Source organism: Oceanobacillus sp. FSL W8-0428 (assembly GCF_038004405.1).
Classification (GTDB): Bacteria; Bacillota; Bacilli; order Bacillales; family Amphibacillaceae; genus Oceanobacillus; species Oceanobacillus sojae.
The window spans coordinates 4,561,864-4,580,800 of the sequence record NZ_JBBORB010000001.1; the positions used below are offsets into that span (position 1 = coordinate 4,561,864).

Annotated in this window: 17 protein-coding genes; 6 read left to right on the forward strand and 11 right to left on the reverse strand. The window is 37.6% G+C overall.

The window, feature by feature from the left end; all coding sequences use genetic code 11:
• Window positions 1–243: 243 nt before the first annotated feature.
• Window positions 244–1,449: an ISL3 family transposase gene (locus MKY30_RS21995; protein WP_339233414.1), complete on the forward strand. Its 1,206-nt coding sequence runs from the start codon at window positions 244–246 to the stop codon at window positions 1,447–1,449.
• 122 nt (window positions 1,450–1,571) lie between these two features.
• Here MKY30_RS21995 and MKY30_RS22000 read toward each other — a convergent pair whose 3' ends face one another.
• Complete coding sequence (locus MKY30_RS22000) at window positions 1,572–2,810, reverse strand: malic enzyme-like NAD(P)-binding protein (RefSeq protein ID WP_156986012.1); 1,239 nt, start codon at window positions 2,808–2,810, stop codon at window positions 1,572–1,574.
• A gap of 324 nt (window positions 2,811–3,134) precedes the next feature.
• The gene (dnaE, locus tag MKY30_RS22005; RefSeq protein WP_341085381.1) at window positions 3,135–6,452 is read right to left on the reverse strand and encodes a DNA polymerase III subunit alpha; all 3,318 of its coding nucleotides are present in this window, start codon (window positions 6,450–6,452) and stop codon (window positions 3,135–3,137) included.
• Between the two features lie 353 nt (window positions 6,453–6,805).
• Here dnaE and MKY30_RS22010 point away from each other — a divergent pair, with 353 nt between their 5' ends.
• Both MKY30_RS22010 and ytrI read left to right on the forward strand, forming a co-directional pair.
• Window positions 6,806–7,138 carry a YtrH family sporulation protein gene (locus MKY30_RS22010; RefSeq protein ID WP_147211031.1) on the forward strand — a complete coding sequence of 111 codons (333 nt, stop codon included), beginning with the start codon at window positions 6,806–6,808 and terminating at the stop codon, window positions 7,136–7,138.
• On the forward strand, window positions 7,138–7,644 hold the full coding sequence (gene ytrI / locus MKY30_RS22015) for a sporulation membrane protein YtrI (protein WP_147211030.1): 507 nt from the start codon (window positions 7,138–7,140) through the stop codon (window positions 7,642–7,644). Before MKY30_RS22010 ends, ytrI begins: the two co-directional genes overlap by 1 nt.
• A gap of 280 nt (window positions 7,645–7,924) precedes the next feature.
• On the opposite strand, the gene MKY30_RS22020 is transcribed toward ytrI, so the two are convergent.
• A complete protein-coding gene (locus tag MKY30_RS22020) occupies window positions 7,925–8,869 on the reverse strand; it encodes a DHH family phosphoesterase (protein ID WP_339282444.1) in 945 nt (314 codons plus the stop codon).
• Window positions 8,870–9,116: 247 nt separating this feature from the next.
• On the opposite strand from MKY30_RS22020, the gene MKY30_RS22025 reads away from it, so the two are divergent.
• Window positions 9,117–9,410: a YtpI family protein gene (locus MKY30_RS22025; RefSeq protein WP_147211028.1), complete on the forward strand. Its 294-nt coding sequence runs from the start codon at window positions 9,117–9,119 to the stop codon at window positions 9,408–9,410.
• Window positions 9,411–9,571: 161 nt separating this feature from the next.
• Here the strand turns inward: MKY30_RS22025 and MKY30_RS22030 are convergent, their stop codons facing one another.
• The 4 genes from MKY30_RS22030 to MKY30_RS22045 form a co-directional block, all read right to left on the reverse strand.
• Complete coding sequence (locus MKY30_RS22030) at window positions 9,572–10,879, reverse strand: DRTGG domain-containing protein (RefSeq protein ID WP_341085383.1); 1,308 nt, start codon at window positions 10,877–10,879, stop codon at window positions 9,572–9,574.
• A gap of 72 nt (window positions 10,880–10,951) precedes the next feature.
• On the reverse strand, window positions 10,952–11,179 hold the full coding sequence (locus MKY30_RS22035; RefSeq protein ID WP_147211026.1) for a hypothetical protein: 228 nt from the start codon (window positions 11,177–11,179) through the stop codon (window positions 10,952–10,954).
• Window positions 11,180–11,279: 100 nt separating this feature from the next.
• Complete coding sequence (locus tag MKY30_RS22040; RefSeq protein WP_339282445.1) at window positions 11,280–11,963, reverse strand: metal-dependent hydrolase; 684 nt, start codon at window positions 11,961–11,963, stop codon at window positions 11,280–11,282.
• Between the two features lie 92 nt (window positions 11,964–12,055).
• Window positions 12,056–12,721 carry a PspA/IM30 family protein gene (locus MKY30_RS22045; RefSeq protein ID WP_341085386.1) on the reverse strand — a complete coding sequence of 222 codons (666 nt, stop codon included), beginning with the start codon at window positions 12,719–12,721 and terminating at the stop codon, window positions 12,056–12,058.
• A gap of 184 nt (window positions 12,722–12,905) precedes the next feature.
• On the opposite strand from MKY30_RS22045, the gene MKY30_RS22050 reads away from it, so the two are divergent.
• Both MKY30_RS22050 and MKY30_RS22055 read left to right on the forward strand, forming a co-directional pair.
• Entirely contained in the window at window positions 12,906–14,003 is a 1,098-nt protein-coding gene (locus MKY30_RS22050; RefSeq protein ID WP_147211023.1) for a M24 family metallopeptidase, read from the forward strand.
• Window positions 14,004–14,239: 236 nt separating this feature from the next.
• Window positions 14,240–14,668, forward strand: a complete 429-nt coding sequence (locus MKY30_RS22055; protein ID WP_147211022.1) for a universal stress protein — start codon at window positions 14,240–14,242, stop codon at window positions 14,666–14,668.
• 109 nt (window positions 14,669–14,777) lie between these two features.
• On the opposite strand, the gene MKY30_RS22060 is transcribed toward MKY30_RS22055, so the two are convergent.
• From MKY30_RS22060 to tpx, 4 genes are all read right to left on the reverse strand, one after another.
• Entirely contained in the window at window positions 14,778–15,623 is an 846-nt protein-coding gene (locus MKY30_RS22060) for a DUF2785 domain-containing protein (RefSeq protein WP_156986009.1), read from the reverse strand.
• A gap of 255 nt (window positions 15,624–15,878) precedes the next feature.
• Window positions 15,879–17,063 (reverse strand): acetate/propionate family kinase, encoded by a 1,185-nt coding sequence (locus MKY30_RS22065; RefSeq protein ID WP_156986008.1) that lies wholly within the window; start codon window positions 17,061–17,063, stop codon window positions 15,879–15,881.
• Window positions 17,064–17,085: 22 nt separating this feature from the next.
• The gene (locus tag MKY30_RS22070; protein ID WP_339282449.1) at window positions 17,086–18,078 is read right to left on the reverse strand and encodes a class I SAM-dependent methyltransferase; all 993 of its coding nucleotides are present in this window, start codon (window positions 18,076–18,078) and stop codon (window positions 17,086–17,088) included.
• 299 nt (window positions 18,079–18,377) lie between these two features.
• Window positions 18,378–18,878: a thiol peroxidase gene (gene tpx / locus MKY30_RS22075; protein WP_147211018.1), complete on the reverse strand. Its 501-nt coding sequence runs from the start codon at window positions 18,876–18,878 to the stop codon at window positions 18,378–18,380.
• Window positions 18,879–18,937 lie beyond the last annotated feature (59 nt).

Sequence of the window (18,937 nt, forward strand, 5' to 3'; positions counted from 1 at the left end):
ATAAGCTGCAGGGTATCAGTCTATTATTAACACATCTATAATCATTTGTCGGGCATCTTATTTCCAGAACTTTTGAACATGTACTATGAGAGCAGTATTCTTTTGAAGAAATTTGGCTCTATACTGAATGTGGTGGTGCCCTCCGTTCCATCGCCAGATGGAACGGAGACAAAAAAATACACTCTATTTCCTCTCTCTGGTAACCTTGAGTTGTCGAGACAAAAGGAATGGGAGAGGAAAAGAGTGCATCATCATTTTATCACAGAGTTGTTAGGAATTAAAGATACGCATGTAGATGTGTGGGATATCAGAGAAGAAGAAAGTTATTTTATTGCAGAATTATTCACGAAACAGCGTATGCAGAAATGTCCTTTTTGCCGTAAAAGAACCAAGCGGATACATGGCTATCGTTGGCAAAGCATTCAAGGACCAGCGTTTACAACCAAGGAAGTTCATCTTTCCCTGCGAAAACGACGTTATATTTGCACGTCGTGTCATCACACATTTTATGAGCGTCTACAAATGATTCATCGGTATCAACGTTGTATGGCGAGTGTGCAAACGACAGCGATGATGCATGCAGCGGTGAGTTCCTTTCGTACAGCGGCGCTAGTAACCGGAGTAACAGTGAATCGTGTCTTACGGTGGTTTGATCAGAAGGAGTTAACTACCAGCAAAGTGTTGCCGCGAGTCATTGCGATCGATGAGTTTAAAGGTGACGCGGATGGAGAGAGGTTTCAATTGAATGTGGTCGATGTGGAGAACCGAAGAATTATCGATATCTTGCCAAATCGAAAAGTGGAAACCATTGAAGCGTACTTAAAGTCCTGTGATACAGGTAAAGTAGAAATGGTAGTAATGGATTTATCTCAAGCGTTTAAACAAGCAATTCGAAAAGCACTGGGAAATCCTCTGATTATCGCTGACCGTTTTCACTTTATGCGTCAGGCCTATTGGGCTCTAGATGAGGTCCGCCGTGAAGTTCAAAAGGAGCTGCCCAAGAAAGATCGAATTCGAATGAAACGTTCCAAAAAACTTCTGTGGAAATCATGGACAACCTGTTCAGATGATCAGAAGAAGAAAGTCGAGCAATTATTAAGGATAGATCCCCGCTTAAAGGAAGCTTATGGTTTAAAGCATGAATTGGATACGTGGTTTAAGGAAAGTGATGCGCACAACGCAACTGCTGGATTAGAAGCGTGCCTGGAGAAGTTGAATGCATCCGCGTTAGAGGGATTTCATCGTGTCGCACGTACATTTAAAAGATGGCAACAAGAAATTCTGCATTCTTTTATGTATCCCTTTAATAATGGCTACATAGAAGGCGTTAATAATACGATTAAAGTATTAAAAAGATTATCTTATGGGATTAAACAGTTTGATCGAATGAGAAAGAAAATTCTATGGCAACAAGAGGTAAAGCTTGTCTTAAAGCAAGCTTATAAATAAAGAGGTGGAGGAATGATATTCCACCACCACATTTGACATAGAACCAGAAATTTGTCCTAAAACAAAATATCCCCAAAAACACTTTTACTAAAAATGTTTCCGGGGCTAATTATCAGAACAGATTATTTATTGATTTCTTTTGTCAGATTTCTTGTCTTCTCTGCTACTTCCTCAGGGTCTACTTGGACACGGGCCACACCGGATTTCATTGCCGCTTCAGCTACGTGCTTGGCCACAAGCGGGGCAACTCTATCATCAAAAGGAGAAGGAATAACATAATCCTCATTCAACTCATCTTCTGAGATCAAAGAAGCGATTCCTTCTGCAGCAGCAATTTTCATTTCTTCATTAATCCGTGTTGCTCTGACATCCAACGCACCCCTGAAAATCCCTGGAAAAGCAAGTACATTATTTACCTGATTTGCAAAATCAGACCGGCCGGTTCCAATAACCCTTGCCCCTGCTTCTTTTGCATCATCTGGTAAAATTTCCGGATCAGGGTTTGCCATAGCAAAGATAATTGCATCATCATTCATCTTCTTTACCATTTCTTTTGTTAATGCTCCGCCTACTGAAACACCGATAAATACGTCTGCACCCTCTAAAACATCTTCCAGGCTTCCTTCTATCTTCCGTGCATTGGTATATTTTGCAACAAGTTCTTTCACCCGGTTCATCCCATTAGGACGCCCTTCGTAAATTGCTCCTCTGGAATCACACATAATCATGTCATGAACGCCCAGGCTCTTTAACAGCCGAATGATTGCAATACCTGCTGCACCCGCCCCGTTAGCCACAACTTTTATATTTGAGAAATCCTTATCTACCAATTTTAAAGCATTCATTAATCCTGCAACAGTTACAATTGCTGTACCGTGCTGGTCATCATGAAAGATAGGGATATTTGTTTCACTTTTTAAGCGGTCTTCTATAATAAAACAGTTTGGTGCTGCAATATCTTCCAGGTTGACTCCGCCAAAGGTTGGTTCCATTAATTTCACTGTTTCTACAATTTTGTCTACATCTTGTGTATCCAGACAAATCGGAAAAGCATCTACTCCTGCAAAGCCTTTAAATAATACCGCTTTTCCTTCCATAACAGGTAAAGAAGCTTCTGCACCGATATTACCGAGGCCTAATACAGCAGATCCATCACTTACTACAGCAACCATATTTCCCTTCATCGTATAGTCATAGACAGTTTCTTTCCGTTCATAAATTTCTTTGCAAGGTTCTGCAACACCAGGGGAATACGCTAGACTTAAGTCCTCTTTGTTTTTCATGGGAACCTTTGATTTTATTTCTAATTTCCCCTGCTTTTGTTTGTGTAAATGTAACGCTTCGTCTCGTAGGTTTGCCATCGAATTCCGCTCCTTTGAATACTGTAAGTAATATGTATAATTATTACGCTTACAATTTGGGCCAAGCCCTTTTAAATCCCTTTTATTATAACAGATGATGAACCTGTGTAAAGTAACTCTGCATATAAAATTACTATCTTTTCTATCATTTGAATATTAGCTGATATATTGCCAAAAACACTCTGCTGCCGACAGTGCTTCACGACTCTTATGATAACTAAAAACCAGGAGAGTCACTTCAGCAAAAGTAACTCCCCTAGGATTCATTCCAATCAATACATTTCAATTTATTTATCACTTTAATTTACATTCAGGCTGCAGGTACTACCTTTCTACCACATTCTCATTTCCAAAATAACTTTTCAGCTGTCTCATTTCTTTTTCCGTCAAATATAAAGCATAATCATTTGAAAGACGGTAGGTTTCCTTGTTTACAGGATTATAAACAATCACTGGTATTTTACCCGGATGCTGATCAGCTAATTGCTTTAAATACTGTAGAACATTGCTTTTATCCTGATTTGTCATTCGTACAAATAATTTTTTTGTTTCAGGTACACCTATCTCTGAAAGATCTAAAGCTCCAATTTCTTTTATAACAAGCTGAAGCTTTTGGTTTCTCTCTTCCACAGAAACCCGCATCCAAACCATCTGCTCTTCCTCCAGCTGGTTGGAAATTTGACGGAATAAATCGGGGAAAATCACAGCATCCAACTTTTTATCCTCATCTGATACAGTTAAAAAGGCCATTCTTTCCCTATTTTTTGTTCGAATAACTTTTACCTCTTCCACAACACCAGCCGTATAAATTTCTTTTCTCTTACCAGTGAATTTGCCTGCCTGTTTGAGTGAAATAATTCCGTTCGCCCTTAAAACATCCCGGCAGCTTTCAAACGGGTGATTTGATATATAAATACCCATTAATTCTTTTTCAAAAGTGAGCTTCTGTATCGTTGAGTAATCTTCTATATCTGTATATTCCAATGCATCTTGAAATAAAGAAGCATCTTCGTACATCCCTTGAAAAAGCTCTTTCTGTTCAAGAGCCGGTTCAATGGAAGCAATCAGACTTGCCCGGTTGTGGTGAAATGCATCAAACACGCCGGCTAAAACAAGATTTCGAATAGCCGCCCGATTTACTTTTTTAATATCAACCCGCATACAAAAATCAAAAAAGTTGGTAAAAGAAGCTTCCTTCCGAATTTCTAAAATATGAACTAATGCCTGATAACTGATTCCCTTAATAGCGGCTAATCCAGCACGTATCATCTTTTTTTCAACTGTAAATTGCTGATAACTTCTATTAATGTGCGGAGGGAGTATATTAATATCAAGTTCTTTTAATGACTCCTGATAAGCCGACAACTTTTCAGGCTGGTTCTTGGCATCGGTCAACAGACATGAGAAGAACACTGCTGGATAATGTGCTTTCAGAAAGCTTAACTGATAGGATATTTTACTGTAGGCTACTGCATGACTTCTCGGAAAACCGTAATTGGAAAAACGGACAATCCAGCTGAATATTTCTCCGGCCACAGCGTGAGAATAGCCATTCTTTATGCACCCTTTGATAAAAGCCTCCTCTTGCTGCTGCATAACACCCTGCTTCTTTTTGCTTACCGCTCTTCTTAAAATATCAGCCTCACCAAGGCTGAAACCGGCAATACGGTGAGCAATTTGCATAATCTGCTCCTGATAAATCAGAACACCGTACGTTGATTTTAAAATCGGCTCCAGATCTGGGTGCGGATAGCTTACAGGCTCTTGTTTATATTTCCGCCGGATATATACAGGAATAAAATCCATTGGGCCTGGGCGGTAAAGCGCATTTACCGCTACAATGTCCTCAAATGAAGATGGCTGCAGTTCTTTAAGTACATTTTGCATCCCTGCTGATTCTAATTGAAAGACCCCGCTGGTTTCTCCTCTTCGCAACATAGTAAAAGTCTTTTCATCCTGTTCTGGAATATCCGCTAATATCTCATCTTTTTTTAAAGTATATGCTACACCATTTGTTACTCTTTCAATTAGTGAAAGGTTTCTAAGCCCCAAAAAGTCCATCTTTAATAATCCTGCTGCTTCCAGTTCATTCATTGCATATTGCGTCAAATACGTTTCTCCTGTGCCGCTTGTTAAAGGAACATCTGCCACTAAAGGGTTCTCGCTGATTACTACACCTGCAGCATGTGTGGATACATTTCTGGGTAACCCCTCTAATTTAATCGCTATTGAAAATAAAGTCTTTAATTTTTCAGATGATTTCACATACGCTGCCAATTCTGTTGAATCTTGTAACAGTCTTTGGATACTTTTAGAAGATGCTCCCTTCAGCTCTCGTAAAATATAGCTGACATCCTGATCATGAACATCCATTGTTTTCATCAGTTCACGAAGAATAGAACGCGTCGCAAAGGTTCCAAAAGTAATAATCTGCGCAACATGCTCTCTTCCATATTTATCTCTTACATAATCAATTACTTCGTCACGCCGACTATCAGAAAAGTCCACATCAATATCTGGCATGGTAAGTCTTTCCGGATTTAAAAAACGTTCAAATAACAGATTATATTTTAAAGGATCTACCTCTGTAATCCCTAAAATGTAAGCTACAATGGATCCAGCTGACGAACCCCTTCCTGGTCCGACCATAATATGATTATCTTTCGCAAATTGAATAAAATCCGCAACAATTAAGAAATAATCACTGTAATTCATGTTTATAATTGTGTCCAGCTCGTACTCAAGCCGGTTCCGATGTACCTCTGTAATGTTTGTATAACGATCCTCCAACCCACTTTCACAGCACTGTCGCAAGTAAGTATCTGCAGATATCCGGTCTGGGGTTGGAAAGGATGGCAGATGCTGTTCATCAAAATTTAAGTATGTTGAGCATTTATCGGCAATTTCTTCTGTTTTATTGAGCAGCTCTGGCCAAGCGTGGAATAATCGTTTCATTTCTTCCGGAGAAGAAAAATGATGACCTTCAGGTAACTGTTCCTTCCGTTTTGGACCCCACTTCTCTCCAAAGCGCATCGATTGCAAGCAATCATATGCTAATATATCCTGTTCTTCTAAATACAGAACATCCTGCATAGCTGTATAAGAGAAGCCTGCTTCCTTCCAAACCTGGAGCTGATGTGCATCAGAATCAATTCCGACATAAAAATCACCTGGTTGAAAGTATGCTTCTACTTTTTTTAACTCTTGAAAGAATAAACCTGTATCAGCTTCTGCAGAATGATTACTGCCTTGAAGGAAATGTTTTCCTGATAAAACACCAATGACACCTTCTGTATATTTCGAAAGCTGGCTGGCAGTTAATATATCAATATGATTTGTTTGTAAATACGTACTTAACTTCAGCAGTTGTTGATATCCTGTCTTATTTTTGGCTAGTACAATAAACGGATTTCCTGGTTCATTTTCTTCTATTTGAACATTAACAGTCATTCCGATAATTGGTTTAATCCCTTGATCCATACAAGCTTTATAGAATGAAATGGCACCATAAAGAACAGCCTCGTCTGTTAAACACAGGCTTTGATAATGTAAATTTTTTGCTTTTTGAACAAGCTTTTGTATAGAAATGGTGCTCTCCATTAAACTATAGCCGCTTTTCACTGAGATATGTGTGTACGTCATTCTACTCCGCCTTCTTTCTAGAGGATGTTCAAAAAGTCTAATATGAATCGCATGTCGAGACGAGGAGTGTCTCCTAAAACCGCCCACATTGTGCAGGCAATATAGAAGTCACCGCTTCCTGAGAAGTTCGTTAGCTTACTTTTAGCTGTTCCTGCATCTAATAGTATAATTCTGCGCTGCCTCGAACTTTTTGAACACACATTTCTATGTCCATTATAACAAGATAGTACATATGTGCCTATAAATTTAGTTTTGCTCATATCCCGCCTATTTCATTCATAGGATAGAATATAGCACCTCCAATCATAAGGATTGCCAATTATAAGACAAGCTATAGCGCGAGGAGTGTCAATATGGAGGAAAGGTTTTTTGCTGCATTTATTCATTGTTTTTTCATTGCGTTAGGAGTTATCATCGGAGGCTCTATTATCGGGAGCATCGGAGATTTTGCAACAGGAGACGCTGCTTTAACTTCGATGAATCGAATCGCAGAACGCTTAAGGATATGGGGAATTGTTGCTGCTATCGGAGGAACTTTTGATGCTATTGCCAACTTTGAAAGAGGTTTATTTGATGGAACACCAATGGATTTAATTAAACAAATACTATTAATTTTATCTGCTATGGGCGGCGTAAAGGTCGGCCTGATTATTATCCAATGGTTTTCTCAAGGAGAGGTCCCATAATGCATATCCCGCCATATCATAAAAAAACAAACTGGCAGCTGATTTTTGTCGGTTTCTTTTTTGGCACTATTATTTCCTATATGGTTTTCACATATATGTACGGTACCATGTATGAAGAAGTGTTAAAAGAAAATATTGAATTGTCTAATGAAGTAACCGACCTTGAGCACACAAATCAAACACTGCTGAAAGATAAAGAGGATTTGAGTGAACAATCCAGACAACCACTTACCATCTCAAAAATCACGGTTGAAATAGAAGATCCAGATTCTATGAAAATTGATTTATTAATGCAGGATCAGCTCCGCGCTTTAATCCGCGATGAAATCAATCATGTCATCGGCCAGGAGGTAGAGCTTATATCACGTTCAGATGAGCTGCTTATTTCTACCATTGAAAATAAAGCTTTCACTCTTGACGGCATGAGCTACCAGTTCACTGTAAGTCAAATTATTGCATTGGGATCAGAATTAAAAATAGCTGTCTTACCTGCTTCAGTAAGATAATTTACGCAACTGGAAACGTTTCAGTTTAATCGAATACCTAAACAGATTGCTAAGGATGTTATTGCATGAGCTGCTCCCACTTTAATTTCTGACAAAATTTGAAGCGGGAGTTTATCCAGTCCATGACAAAATCTCTTTATATTCCACGAGAGCGGAAATTCTTTAGTTAAAGTTCAGTAGATGTTTTATTTCAGCTCCTATTTTGAAACATAACGCCCTTAGCATTTTCTAGTAAAGCAGAAACTAATATTAACCTGAAGCTCCAGCATCTATAATCACTTTAAACGTATTCTCTGCATACTTTTTCTAAATCAGATACTAAATCGTTTCCTTCCTCCCATGAATACACTGTTGCACCAGAGGCTAATGGGTGTCCTCCACCATTATACTTACCTGCTATTCCATTAATAATAACTCCTTTTGAACGTATACGCACCCGTATCTGATCTTCTTCTTCAATAAGAAAAACCCAAGCTTTAATCCCTTTCACATCTGATACCACCTGAACCAGCTGATTGGATTCCTCTACGCTGACATCATATTTTTCCAGCAAATCTGCTGTTAACTTAATGACGCATAGTCCATTATCGGATAATTGAAAATGCTGTAAAATATAGCCGCTTAACCGCAGTACCTTTTCCTCTGCCTGATATAGTTCATCATAAAGACCTGATCTGTCAAAATCATAACGAACCAGTTCTCCGGCATATTGAAAGGTTTTTACAGTTGTGCTCGGAAATTTAAATCTTCCTGTATCACCAACAATTCCTGCATATAATAAACGGGCTGCATTATTATTCAGTGCCCAGCCCCGTGACTGTGCTTCTAAAGCAAGCTCAACAATCATTTCGGAGGTAGAACTTGCATCTGTGGACACCCATTCTATGTCTCCATAAGAATCTGTAACCGGATGATGATCAATTTTTATTAATTGTTTTCCTGTATCATAACGCTCATCATCAATCCTCGGCTGATTGGCTGTATCACAGACAATTACCAGACTCCCATAGTACGCATCATCTGATACTTGATCCATCTGCGCTAAAAAGGTTAAGGACTGAACATCTTCACCTACAGCATAAACTTCTTTTTCCGGGAAAGAGTTTTTGATTAGTGCTTTTAAACCCACCTGTGAGCCAATTGCATCCGGATCAGGACGCACATGCCGGTGTATAATGATTTTCCGACTTTTTTCAATCGCTTCAATAATTTTTGTAACTTCCATGACTATCTTCCTTTCCTATATATGGTATCTCAATTGGTTCTCTAAAATTAATTATAAATCAGAAACGCGGAACACATTTGCAAGCTAAGAGCGCTTATACACCAGCTCCTTAGTTTTCGGCACTCGCAGTTGATTGCTGTCATTCCCGCATAAGAATTAATTTCCGCAAAAATATTATACTTTCTTTCACATCTAAAAAACGGTACAATAAACATAGAATTTAGAATATGTAATTAGGAGCATTTAAATGGTTATCTTCCCAATAATAATTATCGTTTCAGTTGTTTTTTATATCTATTATAAAGTATCCATCCTGAAAGAGAAAAGCACGTTAACCCAAAAATATTACAATGGCAGATCGAAATCCTGTCTGGGAGCGTTTATGATGGCTTTTGCTATCAATCAATATACGCTTTACCTTACACAGCTTAGCCTGTTTATCGGCCTAGTTATCTTCATTTTAGGTTTAATGCAATTTATCCGCGGTTTTAAAGAAGCACGTCACTATCAAAAAGAGTGGAGAAGATTGCATCCACAATAAGAAAAAACGTGAGCTGTACTTGTTAAAAAGCAGAAAAACATTCTTCTGTTCTCTCACGAAACTGATTCAGCCAAACTTTCCCGCCTTGAGCGTAAAAACAACTGGAATAATATGATTCCAGTTGTTTTTTTATAGCCTGGCAACAGACAGATTTCCCTCAGTTACCGATTAATAAGCTGCGCCATAATCAATGCTCTGCCAACAGTAGTCTGTCCTTGCAGTACTTCTATATCTATTTTTGCATACAAACGTCCGACATCCAGAAGCACCGGCTTAATATGCAAAATACTATCAATTGGCACCGGCTTGCTGAAGTAAACTGTAATATTCTCAATCGAAATTTCTGCCTTCTTCTCGATTTTCATCATTTTATCACAGGCTTCCGTAATTAAAGCTGTAAAGACACCATGTGATAATGTCCCTAAATGATTTGTCATTTGCGGTATAACCCGTGCTTCAAACAAACCGCCCTCATCTGGATTCTGTGACATATTATTAGAAACAATATCTTCAATTGTTTCTCCAACCTGTGGCTGTCTCTGAATCTGCTGCATCGCCTTTAATACATCTTGTCTGGAAATAACGCCTTTTAACACATGAGATCCATCCACTACAGGAACAAGTTCAATTCCTTCCCAAACCATCATATGTGCAACAGATGCCAAGGATGTTTTTTCCTGAACAACTAATGGCTTGCGGCTCATGATACGATCAATAAAAGTACTCTGTTCTTTTCCGACAATGTCACGGGAAGAAACCATTCCTACTACCTTCATACGGTCATCAACCACCGGAAAGCGTATGTGTGAAGACACTTCATTATTAATATACCAATCCTTCACCTGCTGTTTTGTTGTTAAATAATATGAAGATTCAAATGGCGTTGAAATATCTCCTACAAATACAATTTCCTTCTTAATCAATTGATCATAAATCGCCCTGTTAATCATTGCCGCAACTGTAAAAGTATCATAACTTGTCGAAATAATAGGTAATTGTTTTTCATTCGCCAGCTGTTTGATAGAATCGTCAGTATCAAATCCTCCTGTAATCAGAACTGCTGCCCCAGCTTCTAAAGCCAGCTTATGTGCCTCATGGCGGTTACCGACAATCAGTAATGAATCTGCTTGTGTATAACGCATCATAGCATTTAATTGCATCGCCCCAATGACAAATTTGCTGAGGGTTTTATGCAGCCCATCTCTGCCGCCGAGTACTTGTCCATCAATAATATTTACAATCTCGGCAAAGGTCAGCTCTTCAAAATTATCTTTCTTTTTCTGTTCAATCCTGATAGTTCCTACACGCTCAATCGTACTGACAATACCTTGGTTTTCCGCTTCTTTGATTGCGCGGTAAGCAGTCCCATCACTAACATTCAAATCTTTTGCAATTTGACGGACAGATATTTTGCTACCTACTTGCAACGATAAAATATGCTGTAATATTTGTTCATGCTTGGTCGCCATCTGCCATCACCTTCTTTCAACTGTACTATATAAAACGTAATAGTTTTATTATACAATTGATACAGGATAAACTCAATGGCTGCGCAGTTTCTTCTTATTTATTCCTTCCTGTTCCATAACCGGCGGACGAGACATCTTTAAAAGTGTTGCTAGATTTGCACCAATAAATACAAATGCAAATAACAACCAGCATCCCCAAAAAAGGAACTCTAAAGAGCTGGTAGATTGCGGAATCATTGGCCAGGCAATATAGAGAAAAAAGCCAACTAATAATAACCTTAAAATAATATTTGTTCTCAAAGTTACATCCCCCTTTATTATAAGTGTATGAGGAATGGTTATTTCTATGCACCAGAAAACCACAGAATATAGCGATTCTGTGGTTTTTCAGGTTAGAATATTATTCTAAATCAATTGTTTCTCCAACTTGCATTACATGCGCATTACCGGCCTTTACTTTAGATGCCCAGGCTTCCGGGTCCTGTTCAATTGGCGGAAAGGTATTATAGTGAACGGGGACAACCTTCTTAGCATTCACCCACTCAGCTGCAAGAAGCGCATCACTTGGTCCCATTGTAAAATTATCACCGATTGGAATAAAGGCAAGATCAATATCATTTAGCTCACCATACATTTTTAAATCCGTGAATAACGCAGTATCGCCCAAGTGATAAATGGTTTTTCCATTCACTGTAAGAAGTATTCCACCGGGCATGCCGCCATAAATAACTGTGCCGTCCTCTTCTGTATAGGATGATCCATGAAAGGCTTGTGTAAATTGCACTTTACCAAACTCAAATTCACGGGACCCGCCGATGTGCATTGGATGTGTATTCAGGCCTTTTGATGCAAAATAATCAGCAAGCTCTGCCGTCGCCACAACCAGCGCATTATTATTCTTAGCAATCTCCACTGTTTCTCCAACATGATCATTGTGGCCATGTGTCAACAGAATAACATCTGCTTTTTCTGTACCTGGGTCTAAATCGCATGCTTTATTCCCATTGATAAACGGGTCAATAATGATTCGGTGCTTTCCTGTGTCTACTTTTACTACTGAATGTCCATGAAAAGATACCTTCACTCAAAATCTCTCCTTTGGTATAGTTGGATTATTATTAGATTTTGTACTGTGTTTTCCCGTTATCAATTAAATCTATGCATTTTTTTACAAATTTATTTATTGAGTTTCTTTTTTAGTGCAGCCAGTTCATCATCTACACCATTGTCTTCAAGCTCTTTAAATTCATCATCTAGTGTTCGTGCGCTTTCATTTAAATCTTCTGACGTCTCGGCTTCTGCTTCGTATTGAAGTACTTTTTCTTCCATTCTTTCAAATCCTTGGCGGGACTGATCACTGCCGATAGAAGACATCGTACGATTCATTTTTGTTCTTGTTTTCGCAGATTCTGCACGTGCTTTTAAGGAGTCTTTCTTCAGCTTCATTTCCTGATATTCTTTTTTCATTTCAGATAATTTTTCTTTAAGAATTCTTACATCCTCATCAGCCCGTTCCCAGGAAGCCTGCAAAGATTCATACGACTTTTCCTGATGTCTTTTATCTTCTAATGCTTTTCTGGCTAAATCTTCATTATCTGCTTCGACTGCTTTTTCAGCTTGTTCCTGACGCTTTTCTACCATAGCTTTTGCATCATTTGCTTTCCGCTTCAGCATTTTTTCATTAGCCATTTGCTTTGCTACAGCTGCTTCTACGTCTTCGATATCCTTGCCCATATCTCTCAAGTATTGATCTAACATTTTGACCGGGTCTTCCGCCTTATCAATCATTGCATTCAATTCTGAACTGACAATTGTTTTCATTCTGTTAAAAAATTGAAACATACAAATCCTCCTCTTGGAATAAGTAATAGTAATGTACGATTCGTGTACAATAAGAAATACGATTGATTTCGCAAAAAGTTTCATTTTTATCGGATTTTTTCTTTCTATCTGCTATAATTTTTTAAAGGATGCTATTTATACATGCGGAATCGCAGCTATAATAATAAACTAGGAGGAAAAAATAATGTCAGAAAGAATTAATAAATTATTTGCCGAACTCAAAAAGCAGCAAGCGGACAGCTGTTTTATCAGTTCAAAAGCAAATGTATATTATTTAAGCGGGTATTACACAGATCCGCATGAAAGAGTTATTGGAATTATTGTTATGGATGGAATAGATCCTATTTTCCTATTGCCAAAAATGGAGGAAGAGGATGCTAGAAATGCCGGATGGAAACATTTAATTGTAAGTTATTATGATCACGAAAACCCTTGGCACGCTTTGCAGGTCTTTTTGAAAAAGCAAGAAAAAAATCCATCTGTCATGGCAGTGGAAAAAGACCATCTGACTATTCAACGCTATAATCAGCTCCAAGAAGTTTTTCCGGAAGCTGCGTATATAGATGCAACACCGGCAATTCAAAATCTACGTCTAATCAAATCAAAAAAAGAACATGATTATTTAAGAACTGCTGCAGAATTAGCTGATTTAGGAGTTAAAACTGGGGTGGAAGCTTTAAAAGAAGGTGTCTCTGAACTAGAAGTAGTTGCTGCTATTGAGCACACTTTAAAAAAGCAAGGGATACGCGAGATGTCATTTCTAACAATGGCATTATTTGGTTCGAAAACAGCATCCCCTCACGGAAACCCGGATAAAACACAATTGGAGAAAAATAATTTTGTTCTCTTTGACTTAGGCGTTATCTATCAGGGCTATTGCTCCGATATTACCCGGACAGTTGCCTTCGGTAATATTACTGATGAACAAAAACAAATATACGATACTGTATTGGAAGCTCAAGAAAGAGCAATTGATGCAAGCAGAACCGGCACAGCAGTCGGAGAGCTGGATAAAATTGCAAGAAATTACATCACAGAACAGGGATATGGTGATTATTTTACACACCGCCTTGGACATGGTTTAGGAATCGAAACACACGAATATCCTTCGATGCATAGTGAAAACACATTGCCTATCGAACCGGGAATGTGTTTTACGATTGAGCCAGGAATTTATGTGCCAAACGTGGGTGGAGTCAGAATTGAAGATATGCTGTTCACAACTAATTACATGCCATTAGAGCTGACAAAATATCCGAAAACATTACAAATCATTTCTTAAAAAATAATAAATGAATCAGTTTAACAATCCTCAAAACCCTGTTCTATATAAATCGGGTTTAAGTAACTTGCTACAGCCGGAAGCCTTAATAGCTTCTGCTGTCAAGCTCTTTACCAGATATTAAACTGATTCATTTATTTTTTGTCTTTTTTCCGAAATTTTATGTAATTTACTGATATTCGTTTGTAACGCTTTCAAAACAGGTATATAATAGTAGTAGAAAGGGGAGATGAATCATGGAATATAAAAATATTGTTGTCGCAGTAGATGGATCTAAAGCAGCTGAAAAGGCATTTAGTAAATCACTCGATATCGCAAAAAGAAATACTGCCCGATTAATCCTTGCTCATGTAGTGGATTCCCGTACTTTCTCAACAGCTGAAGCGTATGATCGTTCTTTATCTGAAAGAGCGGAAACTTATGCAAAAGAATTATTAGATGATTATGTAGCGCAAGCTGAAGCAGCTGGATTAACAGATATTATCCGTTGTATTGAATATGGATCTCCTAAAGTAAAAATCGCAAAAGAAATAGCTGGTAATTTTGAAGCCGATTTAATTATTTGTGGTGCAACTGGTATGAATGCTGTTGAACGTTTCTTAATTGGAAGTGTTTCTGAAAGCATTACAAGATACGCCAGCTGTGACGTACTTGTTATTCGTTAATCTATTGAACTTCCATCCTTTGGGAAACTCCTCTCAAGGGATGGAAACTAAATGCATAAAATCAAGAATAATACTGTATCTCAATGTCCGGTTTCTACTTAGAAATTCTTCACTTATTCAAGTTATATACTTCATCATGCCATTGCTCCAAAATAGCAGCAATATTGCTTCTTATCTTTGGATATGTATTTTTATACAGCAGCCGAAAATAAAATCCCCTCAAAAAGTTTATAACATTAGTTTTTTTCCAAAAAAAGTTTAAACTATATCCTTCTCTTGTTTTTAACTCCTGCAGATCACCAGTAATATTTAACACCAGACAAGCAATGTCCTCCTCTTTGATACCTTTATCAATAAGTGCTTCTAATACAAAAAGAAGTCTTTCCTCCTCATCATCAACGTAAGGAGCTTTTGCTATACTTTCTTTAAATAGACATCGTTTGATTGTTTCAAGGCATTCAAAAGATAGCCTCCTATCAAAACAGGGATGTTTAACTGCTTCTGTTAATAAATCCGCTCCATGCGCAATACTATGTGCCCATCCCTTACCTTCTACATAACCGCGAATATCTTTTTCAAGATTTAAATACGCAATACTCTTTTTAATTGTCTTGATAATAATTGCTTCCTGTAAGAAGACTTTTTGTCTATCTTTATGTAGAATTATTCCGATAACTAAAGCAGAAAAAGAGCGTGTAAAAACGAGGTTGCTTTCATTTTCTTCAATCCCCAAAAATAGTTTATCTAAGCAAACTTCAAGAATATGCTTCATTTGTTTATCGGTTAAAGAATCTTCCATAATCAATTTTCCAAACGTATTAAAAATCAATGTATCTCTCAGCTCCGGATCAATAGATCCGATATTATCTAACATTTTATCGATAAGAACATTTAAATCTTTTTGCTTTAGATTTATATCATAGTCTATTTCCTTCAGTTCTGCTTTTAATGTCATGCTGTCACCACTTTTCTATCTTTAAAATATCCATATTAAGGGACTAAAGTACATATTTTCACAGACATTATAGTTATAATAACACAAAATCACCTTCTCCCTATAAATTTGGGGGATGAGGAATAAAAAAGCTAACCTCTTTCCATGTAATTTTTCATTACACAGAAAAAGATCAGCTTTTTCATACCTGCTCTTGCTAAAATGGCTTTCATACGATCTGTGACAGCCGCTTAACCCAATAGCAATTGCCTTTTATTATTTACTTAAACGAACTGTATCCCGCGCAATCATAACCTCTTCATTCGTCGGGATGATCATTACTTTTACCGGAGAGTGCGGATAGTTAATAAACTGTTCTTTTCCGCGTACCTCATTAAGCTTCGGATCCCAATAAATTCCCATGAATTCCAGTCCTTTTAGAATTTTTTCACGGATAGTAATACTATTTTCTCCAATACCCGCAGTAAAAATAATGGCATCTACACCATTCATCTTCGCAGCATAGGATCCTATATATTTATGGATTCTTCCAGCAAATACATCTAAAGCCAGTTCTGCACGAGGGTTTGTATCTGCTTCACTTTCGATATCACGTAAATCACTGGAGAACCCGGAAAGTGCCAGCATTCCACTTTCTTTATTTAAAACATGAAGTACTTCATCTACTGTTTTACCAGTACATTGCATAATATAAGGAATTAATGCCGGATCAATATTCCCGGATCTTGTACCCATTGTAACTCCTGCAAGCGGTGTAAAGCCCATAGACGTATCCATAGATTTACCATCTTTAATTGCTGTTACACTAGCGCCATTACCGATATGGCAGGATATTAAGCGAAGGCTCTCTAACGGTCTGCCCAAAAGCTCTGCGGCCCGTTCAGAAACATATTTATGGGAAGTCCCGTGGAAACCATATTTACGGATGCCATAGTCTTCATAATAATTTCTCGGCAGGCTGTAAAGATAAGATGATTCCGGCATTGACTGATGGAAGGCAGTGTCAAACACAGCTACCATTGGAACATTTGGCAGAATTTCTTTGAAAGCACGAATTCCTGTTAAGTTGGCAGGGTTATGCAAAGGCGCTAATTCAGAAACTTCTTCAATTTTTTGAATTGCTTCGTCATCTAATAAAACAGAATCAGTGAAATACTCTCCTCCGTGAACAACTCGATGTCCAACTGCATCAATTTCATCAAATGATTGAATAATTCCTGTAGAAATCAAAGCATCTAATAGCATTTTTACTGCGACACTGTGGTCTGGAATATCTGTTACCGTCTTATCCTCTTTGCCGTTCGCCTCAATTTTAAAAATCGATTCCGGCATCCCGATTCGTTCTACCAGACCGATTGCAGCTACTTCTTCTTCCGGCATTTTAATCAGCTGAAATTTCAAAGATGAACTTCCAGCATTAATTGCTAATACATTACTCATTTTCATTCCACTCCTATATTCTTCATTTAATCCTGTTTGGATAAGATGTAAACCATTGATTAATCTGTTTGATGATATCTGCCGTTGCATGAGCATTCTTAAAAGAAGGTAATTGTACAAGTAACGGTTGCTTCGGTTCTTTTGTACCATACCCTTTTTTCTGCAGGATTAATACACTTTTCGCCTGATTTTTTGATTTAAAAGATGTTTCCGGCAATCGGATGACTCCGACAATATGTGCTGTTTCCTGTAGAAATGCATGTAATTTTGCCGATTGATCACTATCAAATAAAAATTCTGGAATCACGCCAATAAAAAATCCGCCATCTTTTATATATTTTAAGCTTTGCTCTATAAATAAATGATGTGAATAAGAATGACCTTCATCTGCCTTTAACTGATACTCCTCTGCTGTTACATCATCCGGATAATATCCCACCGGAAGATCTGTAACAACAAAATCCACCGGCTCTATCAGAAAAGGTCTCAAGCTATCCTGATGATAGAAGCTGATTTCTCTTTTCTGCAAATTTGCATTTAATACAGCTAATTCAATCAAAGTCGGATCTACTTCAGAAGCATATGCCTTCACAGGATTTTTTATCTGATTTAACACAGCCGTAAGCAGATTAGCTGTTCCGCTGGCAGGGTCAAAAATGGTTATCTGTCCCTTTTTATCAATCAATTTATTTACTAAGTAACTGATTAAAAAACTAACCGTATCAGGTGTCATTAAATGCTGCTGTTGGGCTGCACCCTTCATTCCTTTTAGAATGGAAAGTCCCAATGCTTTTCGATACGATTCTGCATCAAACTCTTCTTCATTAAAAGCCTGAACAAGTTTTGTAACCTTGCGCTCCGTAACATCGTCCAATTCATTCCGAGTTCCATCGTCCAAGATAGTATCTAACGATAAAATCAAACTTTCCAGATAGGTTTCATTTTTTGCGCTTTGAATAATTTCAGTTACTTCATCAATACATTTAAATAATTTTTCGACATTCGATTGCTCCATGGTATGTCCTCCTATCCAAGCTGACAACTTTCTATTTTAACAATTCTCATACCAGATGTAAAAGGAATTTAATTATTTCCAAATAAAATATTTGCTTAGATAAGAGCTGCGCAAGACATAACCATTTTTAAACCAGGAAAGTACAGCTTTATTTTTATATTACAGGATCCGGTAATTGACAATTTGTTTAATATTATATCCGCACTTTTGCTTATCATTTTAAGTCTGTGAACTTAGCCTTATTTATGTATTTTATTTTAAAAAAAGCATGACTCAGACGGAATCATGCTTTTTTTTCATTATTTTGTTTTTAAATGCTCCAATACAGCATCGTAATTTGGATGGTTCGTTACCTCTGGTACGTATTCTACGTAGGTAATCTCATTATTTTCATCTACTACAAAAATTGATCTGGATAATAAACGGAGTTCTTCAATTAACACCCCGTAATTTTTGCCAAAATCCGCTAAGCGGTGATCAGATAATGTTTCAACGTTTTCAATTCCATTTGCACCACACCAGCGGGCTTGAGCAAACGGTAAATCCATACTGATTGTTAAAACAACTGTATTATCAAGATTAGCAGCTTCTTCATTAAAACGGCGCGTCTGCTCAGCACATACTCCTGTATCAACAGAAGGGACCACGCTGATTAATTTAACTTTCCCGTCATAATCGGCAAGCGTTTTCTCTGATAAGTCATTTGCAATTACCGTAAAGTCAGGAGCTTTATTCCCTGCTTTTTGTTCTTCTCCGAGTAAAGTAACGGTTTCTTGTTTAAATGTAACATGTTTTGGCATTATATTTCTCCTCCCCATCTTTACAATTCTGATTCACTTACTATTATGGGGCTTGTTTT

Coding starts and splice junctions, on each gene's coding strand:
- MKY30_RS22000 (WP_156986012.1), bottom strand. CDS start 2,810: ATGGCAAACCTACGAGACGAAGCGTTACATTTACACAAACAAAAGCAG.
- dnaE (WP_341085381.1), bottom strand. CDS start 6,452: ATGACGTACACACATATCTCAGTGAAAAGCGGCTATAGTTTAATGGAG.
- MKY30_RS22010 (WP_147211031.1), top strand. CDS start 6,806: ATGGAGGAAAGGTTTTTTGCTGCATTTATTCATTGTTTTTTCATTGCG.
- ytrI (WP_147211030.1), top strand. CDS start 7,138: ATGCATATCCCGCCATATCATAAAAAAACAAACTGGCAGCTGATTTTT.
- MKY30_RS22020 (WP_339282444.1), bottom strand. CDS start 8,869: ATGGAAGTTACAAAAATTATTGAAGCGATTGAAAAAAGTCGGAAAATC.
- MKY30_RS22025 (WP_147211028.1), top strand. CDS start 9,117: ATGGTTATCTTCCCAATAATAATTATCGTTTCAGTTGTTTTTTATATC.
- MKY30_RS22030 (WP_341085383.1), bottom strand. CDS start 10,879: ATGGCGACCAAGCATGAACAAATATTACAGCATATTTTATCGTTGCAA.
- MKY30_RS22045 (WP_341085386.1), bottom strand. CDS start 12,721: ATGTTTCAATTTTTTAACAGAATGAAAACAATTGTCAGTTCAGAATTG.
- MKY30_RS22050 (WP_147211023.1), top strand. CDS start 12,906: ATGTCAGAAAGAATTAATAAATTATTTGCCGAACTCAAAAAGCAGCAA.
- MKY30_RS22055 (WP_147211022.1), top strand. CDS start 14,240: ATGGAATATAAAAATATTGTTGTCGCAGTAGATGGATCTAAAGCAGCT.
- MKY30_RS22060 (WP_156986009.1), bottom strand. CDS start 15,623: ATGACATTAAAAGCAGAACTGAAGGAAATAGACTATGATATAAATCTA.
- MKY30_RS22065 (WP_156986008.1), bottom strand. CDS start 17,063: ATGAGTAATGTATTAGCAATTAATGCTGGAAGTTCATCTTTGAAATTT.
- MKY30_RS22070 (WP_339282449.1), bottom strand. CDS start 18,078: ATGGAGCAATCGAATGTCGAAAAATTATTTAAATGTATTGATGAAGTA.
- tpx (WP_147211018.1), bottom strand. CDS start 18,878: ATGCCAAAACATGTTACATTTAAACAAGAAACCGTTACTTTACTCGGA.